Here is a 12,118-nt window from a genome sequence, read left to right as displayed (position 1 = left end):
GGCCATTATACAGACCCTGTAGATTGAGTCTGACTGGAGTTCTTCATGCTGCGTGGCTTTCTGATGCTGGCCGCTTTTTTCGGCTTCACCGGTGTCGGCCTTGGGGCGTTTGCGGCCCATGGCCTGAAAAACCGTCTGAGCGCCGAGTACCTGGCGATTTTTCATACCGGCGTCACCTATCAACTGGTGCACACTCTGGCGTTGCTGGGTGTCGCGTTGCTGGCCACGCAAATCCCCGGGCGCCTTGTGACGTGGGCTGGTGCATCGTTTGTCATCGGCATCCTGCTGTTTTCCGGCAGCCTGTATGTGCTGACGCTGACCGGAGTCAGCAAGCTTGGCATCATCACGCCATTTGGCGGGCTGGCGTTTCTGGTGGGCTGGTTTTGCCTGGGCCTCGCCGCCTGGCGGTTGAGCTGACCTCTGTAGGAGCGAGGCTTGCCCGCGATGGACGTGAACGATAACGCGTGCTTGCTGATTACACGCGTTGTTCTGGCATCCATCGCGAGCAGGCTCGCTCCTGCAAGGTGTGTGACTGACGAATGGCTTGGGTCGGCCTGACTGATCGGGCTAGAATGCCAGCCCCTAAAAATGATGGCGGCATCCGGCATGCGCATTCAGTTGAACGGCGAATCCTTTGAACTGCCCGACGGTGAAACCGTTGCGGCCCTGCTGACCCGTCTGGACTTGACCGGACGCCGGGTGGCGGTCGAACTCAATCTGGATATCGTCCCGCGCAGTCAGCATGCAGATACCACCCTGAACGACGGCGACAACGTCGAAGTCGTGCACGCCATCGGCGGCGGCTAGTCGCCTCGGCCGAAAGGCCGCAGCATTCAGCAAGTACCTCACTCCTACAGAGGATTTCCCATGAGCATCGTTCGTAGCGACAAGCCTTTCGTCCTGGCCGGTCGTACTTACCAGTCGCGTTTGCTGGTCGGTACCGGCAAGTACCGTGACATGGAAGAAACCCGCCAGGCCATCGAAGCCTCGGGTGCCGAGATCGTCACCTTCGCCGTGCGTCGCACCAACCTCGGGCAGATCGAGGGCGAGCCGAACCTGCTTGAAGTGCTGTCGCCGGATCGCTACACCTTCCTGCCGAACACCGCCGGTTGCTACGACGCGATCGAGGCCGTGCGCACTTGCCGCCTGGCCCGTGAGCTGCTCGATGGTCACAACCTGGTAAAGCTGGAAGTGCTGGCCGACCAGAAAACCCTGTTTCCCAACGTGATCGAAACCCTCAAGGCCGCAGAAACACTGGTCAAGGAAGGTTTCGACGTGATGGTCTACACCAGTGATGACCCGATTATCGCCCGTCAATTGGCGGAAATCGGCTGCATCGCCGTCATGCCGCTGGCCGGTCTGATCGGTTCGGGGCTGGGGATCTGCAACCCGTACAACCTGCAGATCATCCTCGAGGAAGCGAAAATTCCGGTGTTGGTGGATGCCGGTGTCGGTACCGCTTCCGACGCCGCCATCGCCATGGAACTGGGCTGTGACGCGGTGCTGATGAATTCGGCGATCGCCCACGCGGGGCAGCCGGTCATGATGGCCGAAGCCATGAAACACGCGATCGTCGCGGGCCGCCTGGCCTACCTCGCCGGCCGCATGCCGAAAAAACTCTATGCCAGCGCCTCTTCGCCGCTGGATGGTCTGATCAAGTAAGAGCCATTGATGACTGAATCGAACGACACGCCTGTCCAGCCGGACGAAGGCGACGAGCGCCAACACCGCCGCATCAAGAGTTTCGTGATGCGCGCCGGGCGCATGACCGAAGGCCAGCAGCGCGGCCTGGACCAGGGCGCAGCGAAATTCGTGTTGCCGCTGGCCGACGCACCGGTGGATTTCGACCAGGTGTTCGGTCGCTCGGCACCGCGCTCGCTGGAAATCGGTTTTGGCATGGGCCATTCATTGCTGGAGATGGCAGCAGCCTCGCCGGAACAGGATTTCATTGGCGTCGAGGTTCACCGTCCGGGTGTCGGCGCGCTGCTCAATGGCGTGTTGACCCAGGGTTTGACCAACCTGCGGGTCTACGATTGCGACGCCATCGAAGTGCTCAACCGCTGCATCGCTGACAACAGCCTTGATCGTCTGATGCTGTTTTTCCCGGACCCGTGGCACAAGAGCCGTCACCACAAGCGCCGCATCGTTCAGGCCTCATTCGCTGAGCTGGTACGCAGCAAGCTGAAGGTGGGCGGCATTCTGCACATGGCCACCGACTGGGAACCGTATGCCGAGTACATGCTGGAAGTGATGAGCGTCGCGCCGGGTTATCGCAATCTCGCCGAAGACGGCAAGTGCGTACCCCGTCCGGCCGAACGCCCGATCACCAAGTTCGAACGCCGTGGCGAACGTCTTGGGCATGGCGTGTGGGATCTGAAGTTCGAAAAGCAGTCCTAAATCGCGCCATAGCTGATCGTTCCCACGCTCCGCGTGGGAATGCCTCAACGGACGCTCCGCATTCGGCTTTAAAAGGGGCGCAGAGCGTCCCGGGCTGCGTTCCCACGCAGAGCGTGGGAACGATCAATGGCCAGGGAATCAGCGGCGGTCCGCGACTACGCCGATGAGTACCAGCACCACCAACAACACCGGCGCCAGGCTGTAGTTGTTGAACTGGCTCAAGCCCCGAACGATCCATGGCGTGGCGTAGATCAACGCTGCGCCGCTACCCACCATGCACAACAGAGCCATCAGCGGCACGCGCAGGGCGCCGGCGATACTGCCCAGGCGTTGCTCGACCCAACTTTTGAAATCCGCACCGAACAGCACCAGCAGGCAACCCACCAGGGCCAGGGCGATTTCCGAGAGGTTGCTGCGGCTCCAGCGAGACACGGTGGCAAGCAGGTCGAGTACCAAATCCATTCGATTTCCTTATGTCAGAAATTTCTGCAGCAAGTCGTTGAGGAAGAGTTGTCCGCGCTCGGTGGCTACCAGACGTGACGGTTCGACCTGCAACAGGCCGCTTTGTTCGGCTTCCCGGCGGCCTTCGGCAAGGCTTTCCAGGGGCATGCCGGTACGTTCTGGATAGAGCCGCGATTCGACGCCTTCCGTCAGGCGCAGCGCGTTCATCAGGAACTCGAACGGCATCTCATCGTTGTTCAGGGCTTTCTCGCCGGCCTGGAAGCTTTTCGCCGGATTCAAATAGTCCTTCGGCAAGCGAGTCTTCCATGTGCGGATGATGCGGCCGTCCGGATGGCTGAGTTTGCCGTGGGCACCGGCACCGATGCCGATGAAATCGCCGAAACTCCAGTAATTGAGGTTATGCCGCGCCGGTCGACCTGGCAGGGCATAGGCCGAGACTTCGTATTGCGCGTAACCGTGCTCGGCGAGTAGCGCCTGGCCTGCCTCCTGGATGTCCCACAACGTATCGTCTTCCGGCAGCGTCGGCGGCTGGTTCCAGAATACGGTGTTGGGTTCCAGGGTCAGTTGGTACCACGACAGGTGCGTGGGTTTCAGGGCAATGGCCGTGCGCAGGTCCGCCAGGGCGTCTTCCAGGGACTGATCCGGCAAGCCGTGCATCAAGTCCAGGTTGAAGTTATCGAACCCGGCCTGACGTGCCATGCCAGCGGCGCGTACCGCTTCGTCACCATTGTGAATGCGGCCCAATGCCTGGAGTTTTTCCTGCTGGAAGCTCTGGATGCCGATCGACAGGCGATTGATCCCCAGTTTCCGGTAGGCCACGAACTTGTCCTGTTCGAAGGTGCCGGGGTTGGCTTCCAGGGTGATTTCGATATCGTCGGCAAACGCGATGCGCTGTTCCACGCCTTTGAGCAAACGCCCCAGGGCTTGGGCGCTGAACAGGCTCGGCGTGCCGCCACCGAAGAAGATCGAGCTCAGCTCACGCCCGTGAACGGCATGCAGGTCCTGATCGAGATCGGCCAGCAACGCGTCGACATACTCTTCTTCCGGCAGCACAGGACTGGCAGTGTGGGAGTTGAAGTCGCAATAAGGGCATTTGCGTACACACCACGGAATGTGGATGTACAGCGCCAGGGGCGGCAGCACTGACAGCGCCGCCCGAGGCGTTTGCGCATCGCCGCCGAAGATCAGTGGCGATGCTGTGGATTCATCGGTCATTTCAAGCCCAGGCGCTGGCGCAGTAGATCCATTGCACGGGCGCGGTGGCTGATCCGGTTCTTGTCGGCAGGGCTCAACTCAGCGCTGGAGCACTCGCGTTCCGGCACCCAGAACAGCGGGTCATAGCCAAAACCGTGTTCGCCGCTGGCCTGGGTCAGGATGCGCCCGTGCCACAGGCCTTCGCAGAGGATCGGCAGCGGATCGTCGGCGTGACGCACCAGTGCCAGCACGCAGACAAACTGCGCACCGCGTTCGGCTTCAGGCACGTCCTTCAAGACGTCGAGCAGCTTGGCGTTGTTCGCCGCATCGCCTTTGCCGTCGGCATACCGCGCCGAGTAGATGCCCGGCGCACCGCCGAGGAAGTCCACCGCCAGCCCGGAATCGTCGGCCAGCGCCGGCAGGCCGGAAATGCGCGCGGCATTGCGGGCCTTGAGGATGGCGTTCTCGACGAACGACAGGCCGGTTTCTTCAGGCTCGATGCTGCTGAACTCGCCGATCGAGCGCAGTTGCACCGAGTCGCCGAGCATGGCCTGGAGTTCCTTGAGTTTGCCGGCGTTATGGCTGGCCAATACGAGTTGCGTGAAGTTGATCATTGGCCGGGGAATAACTCTTGGTTGAAATTGATGGTGTGGATTTTGTCACCGGTCTGCACCTTGATGTCGAAGGTGCGGTTTTCCTGTTGCTCCACCGGGAATTGGGCGATGTAGTAGATCGCGCCCTGTTCAGTGATCTGGCGGAAGTTCAGGTTCACGCTCTGGCTGGTGAGGTCCTTGACCGTGCCGCTGACCTGAGCCATTTGTGGCTTGCCGTCCTTGAGCACGGAAATATTGATGACGCCCTGGTTCTTGCTGCGGGTAAGCTCTGCGGCTTTGGCGATGTCGGGCGTCAGATACGTGGAGTTGAAGGTGTTGTAGTGCACCGTCACGTCGCCAAACTTTTCCTGGCGGTCACCCTTGATGGTGTCAGCAGCCATGGCGGTGACGCTCAGGCAGGCAGTAAGTAAAAACAGCGCTAGACGACCCATGATCGTTCTCCTCGAATGTGGTGGATCAGACCGCGACCTTGTGGTCTGCAAGCCCCGGGCTGCTGACGCGGTAAATACCGATCTCACCTAACAGATTAGGCCATAGCTTACTGGCCCACCCGTGCCGATGCTGTTGATCCACGGCAAGCCGATCAATGACCTTGGCTTCACGTTCGCGACACAAGGCTTCAAAGTCGGCGAAGGTGCAGAAGTGGATGTTCGGCGTGTTGTACCAGGTATAAGGCAGGAACTCGGAAACCGGCATCCGGCCCTTGCTCGCCAGGTACCAGCGGCAGCGCCAATGGCCGAAATTCGGGAACGTGATGATGCACTGGCGACCGACCCGCAGCATTTCGTCGAGGATCCTGTCCGGATAGTGCACCGCTTGCAGCGCCTGGGTCATGACCACGACGTCGAAGCTGTTGCTGGCGAAGTTGCCCAGGCCCTTGTCCAGGTCCTGCTCGATGACGTTGATGCCTTTGGCCACGCACGCGGCGATATTGTCCGCATCGTTTTCCAGGCCGTAGCCGCTGACTTGCTTGTTGTCGCGCAGCCAGGTCAGCAGTTCACCGTCGCCGCAACCAAGGTCGAGCACGCGGCTACCGGCGGGGATCCATTCCTGGATGATTTCCAGATCAGCTCTCATGGCTATCTCACAACGTAATGCGGTTCATGTAGTTGCCGAACGCCTGCAAGTAACGCGGGATCGGGATCAGGAAGGCGTCATGACCTTGCGGCGCATCGATTTCCAGATAACAGACGTCCTTGCGTGCAGCCATCAGTGCGTCCACCAGTTCCCGCGAGCGGGCAGGCGAGAAGCGCCAGTCGGTGGTGAACGACATCACGCAGAATTTTGCCGTGGCGTTTTCGAAGGTTTTTGCCAGGTTATCGTCGAAGTTGGCTGCCGGATCAAAGTAATCCAGGGCCTTGGTCATCAACAGATAGGTGTTGGCATCGAAGCGCCCGGAGAACTCTTCGCCCTGATAACGCAGATAGCTTTCAACCTGGAACTCGACACTGTGGAAGTCGTAGTTGAGCTTTTCGCTTTTCAGGCCGCGGCCGAATTTCTCGCCCATGGAATCATCGGACAGATAGGTAATGTGCCCGACCATTCGCGCCAGCATCAGGCCGCGCTTGGGAATCACGCCGTGTTCCTGGAAGGAGCCGCCATGGAACTCCGGGTCTGTGAGAATCGCCTGGCGCGCCACTTCGTTGAAGGCGATGTTCTGCGCCGACAGTTTGGGGGCCGAGGCGATGGCCAGGCAGTGGCGCACGCGATCCGGATAAGTGATGGTCCACTGCAACGCTTGCATGCCCCCCAGGCTGCCACCGATGACAGCGGCCCATTGGCCGATGCCCAGCAGATCCGCCAGGCGCGCCTGGCTGTGCACCCAGTCTTCCACGGTGAGCACCGGGAAGTCGGCGCCGAACGGCTTGCCGGTTTCCGGGTTGACGCTGCTCGGGCCGGTAGAACCGTTGCAACCGCCGAGGTTGTTCAGGCTGACCACGAAGAACTTGCTGGTGTCGATCGGCTTGCCGGGGCCGATGCAGCTGTCCCACCAACCGGGTTTGCGGTCGTCGACGCTGTGATAGCCGGCAGCGTGGTGGTGACCGGACAAGGCGTGGCAGATCAGCACGGCGTTGCTCGCTGAAGCATTCAGCGTGCCGTAGGTTTCGTAAATCAGGTCATAGGCTGGAAGCGAACGGCCGCAGGCCAACGCCAGGGGTTCGCTGAAGTGCGCCATTTGCGGCGTCACCAGACCAACAGAATCGGGGGGAAAGGCAGCTGGCATCGACCCTGCTCTCGTTGAAATGAGGCGTAAGTCTAAAGACCGCTGCCCCTAGCAGCAAGCAACTACCCGCGATGATCGTTCCCATGCTCTGCGTGGGAACGCGGCCAGGGACGCTCCGCGTCGCAAAGAGCCGAACGCGGAGCGTCCGCAGAGGCGTTCCCACGCAGAGCGTGGGAACGATCATGAAGGCCGGGCCTGTTTTTCCTGTTACACCGGGGCGCTGCCTTCGCGGGCAAGCCTCGCTCCTACAGAAGTCATATACGTCCTGTAGGAGCGAGGCTTGCCCGCGATGAACGATGACGCGGTCCAGCTGCGAACGAGTCAGATCAGGCCAAACAATTCCTTCGGCATCAGCGCGTAGTAAGCCAGGCGCGGGATCAGCCAGCTTTGCAGCAACTGCAACGCGATGAAGGCGAAGATCGGCGAAATATCGAGGCCGCCCAGGTTCGGGATGATCCGGCGGAACGGCGCAAGTACCGGCTCGGTGATCTGCTGCACCAGTTCCGCCCCCGGGTTATGACTGCCCGGAGCGACCCAGGACAGGATCACACTGATGATCATCGCCCAGAACAGGATCTTCAAGAACAGCGCAAAGATACCGATCAGCGCCCAAGGCGCCAGGAGCAGGGCGTCGACCGAGTAGCCACTGAGCAGCAGGATCACCGCGAACAGCGCCATTTGCACCACCAGGGCCAGGACCAGCGACGACATGTCCAGGCCGAACATGCTCGGGATCACCCGGCGCAGTGGCTTGAGCAGCGGTTGAGTGGCTTTCACGGCGAACTGGCAGAGCGGGTTGTAGAAGTTGGCACGCACCAGTTGCAGGATGAAGCGCAACAGCACGATCAGCAGATACAGGCTGCCCAGGGTTTGAATCACAAAAATGGCAGCGTCATTGAGTCCGAGCATTATTGATTCCTTATTGAGAGCTGATTAGCGGCCAAGTTGCTCAGCCATCTCGGCGGAGCGGTGCGCGGCGGCGCCCAGTGCTTTTTCGACCAGGGCTTCGAAACCGTTGGCCTGGAACGACTTGATAGCGGCTTCCGTGGTGCCCGCAGGCGAGGTCACGCGGCGACGTAATTCCGCGGCGTCGACGTCACTGGATACCGCCATGTGTGCAGCGCCCAGGGCGGTTTGCAAGGTCAATTGCGCGGCGATGTCCGCTGGCAGGCCGAGTTTCACGCCTGCGGCGGTCATGGCTTCGATCAACAGGAAAAAGTACGCCGGGCCGGAGCCAGAAACGGCGGTGACCGCATCCAGTTGCTGCTCTTGGTCCAGCCACAGGGCAATGCCGACTGCGGACAACAGCTCCTGGGCTTGCTGACGCTGCTCGGCTGTCACTTCGGCGGTGGCGAACAAGCCGCTGACACCCTGGCGCAACAGTGCCGGCGTGTTGGGCATGCAACGCACGATGGGCTGGGCACCGAGCCAGTTGTTCATGCTGGCGCAAGTGATGCCGGCGGCAATCGACACCACCAGCTGGTTGGACTTGAGGCTTGGGCGGATGGCCTCGCAAACGGCTTTCATCGCCTGGGGTTTGACCGCCAGTACGACCACATCGGCGCCATCGATGGCCTGGGCGTTGTCGGCGAATACTTCGATGCCATGCTCGGCGCTCACGCGGGCGCGGGTTTCTTCGCCCGGATCACTGGCGCGGATCTGCGCCGCATCCAGACCTTTGGCCCGCAGGCCACCGATCAGGCTGGCGGCCATGTTGCCGGCACCGATAAAGGCAATACGCGTCTTGCTCATGTCAGGTCCTTATTCAGAAGTGTCTCAGCCATGTTACGGCTGACTGTAGTCGCGAGCGCCGAACAGTGCCGTACCGATACGGACCCAGGTGGCGCCCTGGGCAATGGCCGATTCAAGATCGTGGCTCATGCCCATGGAAAGTGTGTCGAGCGGCAGGTTGAGGCTGGCTTGCAGGCTTTGCACGGCCGCGAAGGCGGCATCCTGTGCGGCGCGATCTTCGGTCGGCTCAGGGATAGCCATCAGCCCGCGCAACTTCAGGCGCGGCAGGGCGCTGATGGCATTAGCCAGGGCCGGCAGATCGTCGGGGGTGCAGCCGGATTTACTGGCCTCGCCACTGACATTGACCTGGATGCAGATGTTCAGTGGCGGCAAATCGGCAGGGCGTTGTTCGGACAAGCGTTGTGCGATTTTCAAGCGATCCACGGAGTGTACCCAATCGAAATGCTCGGCAATGGCACGAGTCTTGTTCGATTGAATGGGGCCGATGAAGTGCCAGATCAAGGGCAGGTCGGCCAGTTCGAGCTGCTTGCCCAAGGCCTCCTGCAGATAGTTCTCGCCAAAGTCGCGCAGGCCGGCGGCATAGGCTTCGCGCAAGGCTTGTGCGGGTTTGGTTTTGCTCACGGCCAGCAGCTGGACGCTGTTTTCGACGCGATTGGCGGCGAGTGTTGCGGCATGTATGCGCGAACTAACCTGAAGAATGTTGTCTGCTATCGTGGACATCAAGAGGCGCCAGCGGTCTGAAGGTTCGCGGCATTCTACTGGAATTGAGAGACGCTATGGATATCACTGAACTGCTCGCCTTCAGCGCCAAACAGGGCGCATCCGACCTGCACCTGTCAGCGGGCCTGCCGCCGATGATTCGGGTTGATGGCGATGTACGACGGATCAATCTGCCGGCACTGGATCACAAGCAAGTGCAGGCGTTGATCTACGACATCATGAACGATACCCAACGGGTGGATTTCGAAAAACACCTGGAAACCGACTTTTCCTTTGAAGTGCCCGGCGTCGCCCGCTTTCGGGTCAACGCGTTCAACCACAGTCGCGGTGCCGGCGCAGTGTTCCGCACGATTCCGTCCAGGGTCCTGAGCATGGACGAGCTGGGCATGGGCGACGTGTTTCGCAAGATGACCGACGCACCTCGTGGCCTGGTGCTGGTGACCGGCCCGACCGGCTCCGGCAAGTCCACCACGCTGGCGGCGATGATCGATTACCTGAACAACCATCGCCACCATCACATCCTTACCATCGAAGACCCGATCGAGTTTGTCCACGAATCGCGCAAATGCCTGATCAATCAACGTGAAGTCCACCGCGATACCCGCAGTTTCGCCACGGCGCTGCGTTCGGCCCTGCGCGAGGACCCGGACGTGATCCTGGTGGGCGAGATGCGCGACCTGGAAACCATTCGCCTGGCGCTGACCGCTGCGGAAACGGGTCACCTGGTGTTCGGCACGCTGCATACCACGTCGGCGGCAAAAACCATCGACCGGATTGTCGATGTGTTTCCGGGTGATGAAAAATCCATGGTGCGCTCAATGCTCTCCGAATCATTGCTGGCGGTGGTGTCGCAGACACTGGTGAAGAAAATCGGCGGTGGGCGCATGGCGGCCCATGAGATCATGCTGGGGACGTCGGCGATCCGTAACTTGATCCGCGAAGACAAGGTGGCGCAGATGTACTCATCGATCCAGTCGGGCGGGTCGCTGGGGATGCAGACGCTGGATATGGGCTTGAAGGATTTGGTGACCAAGGGGTTGGTCAGTCGCGAGCATGCACGGGAGAAGGCGCGGTCGCCGGATGGTTTTTGAGAATTGAAATGCAACCGTGGCGAGGGAGCTTGGATGATCGTTCCCACGCTCTGCGTGGGAACGCCTCAACGGACGCTCCGCGTTCGGCTCTTGGGACGCAGAGCGTCCTGGGCTGCATTCCCACGCAGAGCGTGGGAACGATCCTAATGCAACCGTGGCGAGGGAGCTTGCTCCCGCTGGGTTGCGAAGCAGCCCCAAAAAGCGGGAGCGCTGCGCTCTCCAGCGGGAGCAAGCTCCCTCGCCACAAGTGCTCGCCGTCCAATCAGCGTTGAACAACCCGCAACTGATTCTGTTCTTTCGGAAGAACCCGCTTGGCAACCACGTAGTGGCTTTCCCAGTACGGTTTCTTCAAGGTGTCGATGGTCACCGACTTGCCACGGCGCGGCGCGTGGATGAAGCGGTCGTTGCCCAGGTAGATGGCAACGTGATTGACTCGACGGCTCTTGATGTTGAAGAAAATCAGATCGCCCGGCTTGAGGTCCTTGCGATCGACTTTCTCGCCATGACCGCTGGCCATGGCATTGGAAGTACGAGGCAGGTCAAACGTGGCGTCGTTGAACGCGTACTTTACCAGGCCGCTGCAGTCGAAGCCTTTGCTCGGGCTGCTGCCGCCCCAACGGTACGGCGTACCGAGGACGTTGACCGCACGGCTGAGCACGTTGCTGCTTTCCTTGGTTGCCATCGGTGGCACCAGGCTGCTTTTGCTGGTCAGCTCTGGAGCCGTTCTGAGCGCTTTCTTGCTTTTGCTCGAAGGAGCAGAAGCGTGGGATTTTGGGGTGTAACCATTAACGTTTGGAAGACGTTGCTCACGATTGGTGGCGTGGGCGGCCAGTGGCATCAAAAGGCAAATGGTTAGCCATGTCTTGAAAAATGAACGCATTAGGCAAGGCTCGAATAGGTGAACGCGCAACTTTATAACAGCTTTTTTTGCCCTTCCGAGGCCGTTGGTCGATTCAATTCGCGTCCAACGGAACTAAAAAAGCGGCAATTGGACGCAATTGTCCGACAGAAGTCCGGTGTTATAAGGCTTTGACGGGAGCGAAGGTACCATTTGCCGTATGTCGGGTGCCCGTAAAAAAGTCACAAAGAATTCAAGAATATTTATCTATCGTGTTAATCGAGGTCATCCATGAACACCTATCAACCGCCTGTTCCGCATCAAGACACCCACAGCAAAGTGATTGGTTATCTGCTGTGGATTTTCGGTTTCACCGGCGCCCACCGGTTTTATTACGGCAAGCCGGTGACCGGGACGATCTGGTTCTTCACCTTGGGTTTGCTGGGCATTGGCTGGTTGATCGACCTGTTCCTGATCCCGGCCATGGATCGTGAGGCAGACCTGCGTTTTACCGCTGGGCCAATCGAATACAACGTCGCGTGGATTCTGTTGACGTTTCTGGGGGTGTTCGGTGTGCACCGGATGTATCAGGGGAAGTGGATCAGCGGATTGCTGTACCTGCTGACCGGCGGGTTGTTTTTCCTGGGAGTGTTGTATGACTTCTGGACGCTGAATGATCAGGTTTCGGTGCGTAACGCGCAGAAGCGCAGCGCCTTCCAATAAGCCATCGCGGGCAAGCCCGCTCCCGCAGGTTCTGAGGAGTTCACAAATTCTGTGAACTCCTCGTACTGTGTGGGGCTTGCCCGCGAATGCAAGCGACGCGGTC

16 protein-coding genes are annotated in these 12,118 nt (G+C 60.1%); 6 read left to right on the top strand and 10 right to left on the bottom strand.

What is annotated here, in order from left to right; all coding sequences use genetic code 11:
- Positions 1-45 precede the first annotated feature (45 nt).
- From D8U18_RS14505 to trmB, 4 genes are all read left to right on the top strand, one after another.
- Positions 46-417: a DUF423 domain-containing protein gene (locus tag D8U18_RS14505; protein WP_131107851.1), complete on the top strand. Its 372-nt coding sequence runs from the start codon at positions 46-48 to the stop codon at positions 415-417.
- Positions 418-606: 189 nt separating this feature from the next.
- Positions 607-807, top strand: coding sequence for a sulfur carrier protein ThiS (thiS, locus tag D8U18_RS14500; RefSeq protein WP_007953386.1), 201 nt, complete (start codon positions 607-609; stop codon positions 805-807).
- A gap of 60 nt (positions 808-867) precedes the next feature.
- The gene (locus tag D8U18_RS14495; protein WP_056853988.1) at positions 868-1,662 is read left to right on the top strand and encodes a thiazole synthase; all 795 of its coding nucleotides are present in this window, start codon (positions 868-870) and stop codon (positions 1,660-1,662) included.
- 9 nt (positions 1,663-1,671) lie between these two features.
- A complete protein-coding gene (trmB, locus tag D8U18_RS14490; RefSeq protein ID WP_131107850.1) occupies positions 1,672-2,397 on the top strand; it encodes a tRNA (guanosine(46)-N7)-methyltransferase TrmB in 726 nt (241 codons plus the stop codon).
- A gap of 138 nt (positions 2,398-2,535) precedes the next feature.
- Here the strand turns inward: trmB and D8U18_RS14485 are convergent, their stop codons facing one another.
- From D8U18_RS14485 to D8U18_RS14445, 9 genes are all read right to left on the bottom strand, one after another.
- Positions 2,536-2,859, bottom strand: a complete 324-nt coding sequence (locus D8U18_RS14485) for a DUF3392 domain-containing protein (RefSeq protein ID WP_131107849.1) — start codon at positions 2,857-2,859, stop codon at positions 2,536-2,538.
- A gap of 9 nt (positions 2,860-2,868) precedes the next feature.
- Entirely contained in the window at positions 2,869-4,074 is a 1,206-nt protein-coding gene (gene hemW / locus D8U18_RS14480) for a radical SAM family heme chaperone HemW (RefSeq protein WP_131107848.1), read from the bottom strand.
- Entirely contained in the window at positions 4,071-4,667 is a 597-nt protein-coding gene (rdgB, locus tag D8U18_RS14475; RefSeq protein ID WP_131107847.1) for an RdgB/HAM1 family non-canonical purine NTP pyrophosphatase, read from the bottom strand. The genes hemW and rdgB overlap by 4 nt, the downstream gene beginning before the upstream one ends.
- Positions 4,664-5,098 (bottom strand): DUF4426 domain-containing protein, encoded by a 435-nt coding sequence (locus D8U18_RS14470; protein ID WP_056853983.1) that lies wholly within the window; start codon positions 5,096-5,098, stop codon positions 4,664-4,666. The genes rdgB and D8U18_RS14470 overlap by 4 nt, the downstream gene beginning before the upstream one ends.
- A gap of 25 nt (positions 5,099-5,123) precedes the next feature.
- Positions 5,124-5,744, bottom strand: coding sequence for a methionine biosynthesis protein MetW (metW, locus tag D8U18_RS14465; RefSeq protein WP_130930298.1), 621 nt, complete (start codon positions 5,742-5,744; stop codon positions 5,124-5,126).
- 7 nt (positions 5,745-5,751) lie between these two features.
- Positions 5,752-6,891 (bottom strand): homoserine O-acetyltransferase, encoded by a 1,140-nt coding sequence (locus D8U18_RS14460; protein WP_056853981.1) that lies wholly within the window; start codon positions 6,889-6,891, stop codon positions 5,752-5,754.
- A gap of 321 nt (positions 6,892-7,212) precedes the next feature.
- A complete protein-coding gene (locus tag D8U18_RS14455) occupies positions 7,213-7,800 on the bottom strand; it encodes a YggT family protein (RefSeq protein ID WP_056853980.1) in 588 nt (195 codons plus the stop codon).
- A gap of 24 nt (positions 7,801-7,824) precedes the next feature.
- Complete coding sequence (gene proC, locus D8U18_RS14450) at positions 7,825-8,643, bottom strand: pyrroline-5-carboxylate reductase (protein ID WP_056853979.1); 819 nt, start codon at positions 8,641-8,643, stop codon at positions 7,825-7,827.
- 33 nt (positions 8,644-8,676) lie between these two features.
- Complete coding sequence (locus D8U18_RS14445; RefSeq protein ID WP_056853978.1) at positions 8,677-9,363, bottom strand: YggS family pyridoxal phosphate-dependent enzyme; 687 nt, start codon at positions 9,361-9,363, stop codon at positions 8,677-8,679.
- A gap of 56 nt (positions 9,364-9,419) precedes the next feature.
- Here D8U18_RS14445 and D8U18_RS14440 point away from each other — a divergent pair, with 56 nt between their 5' ends.
- Complete coding sequence (locus D8U18_RS14440) at positions 9,420-10,454, top strand: type IV pilus twitching motility protein PilT (RefSeq protein ID WP_056853977.1); 1,035 nt, start codon at positions 9,420-9,422, stop codon at positions 10,452-10,454.
- A 262-nt stretch (positions 10,455-10,716) separates the two neighbouring features.
- Here the strand turns inward: D8U18_RS14440 and D8U18_RS14435 are convergent, their stop codons facing one another.
- Positions 10,717-11,334, bottom strand: a complete 618-nt coding sequence (locus D8U18_RS14435; RefSeq protein WP_056853976.1) for a C40 family peptidase — start codon at positions 11,332-11,334, stop codon at positions 10,717-10,719.
- 249 nt (positions 11,335-11,583) lie between these two features.
- Here D8U18_RS14435 and D8U18_RS14430 point away from each other — a divergent pair, with 249 nt between their 5' ends.
- Entirely contained in the window at positions 11,584-12,015 is a 432-nt protein-coding gene (locus D8U18_RS14430) for a TM2 domain-containing protein (RefSeq protein ID WP_130906042.1), read from the top strand.
- The last annotated feature ends 103 nt before the right edge of the window (positions 12,016-12,118 follow it).

Source organism: Pseudomonas sp. Sample_10, from assembly GCF_004321495.1.
Classification (GTDB): Bacteria; Pseudomonadota; Gammaproteobacteria; order Pseudomonadales; family Pseudomonadaceae; genus Aquipseudomonas.
Note: the sequence above shows the minus strand (reverse complement) of the source record. Positions and strands in the feature narration are given on the sequence as shown.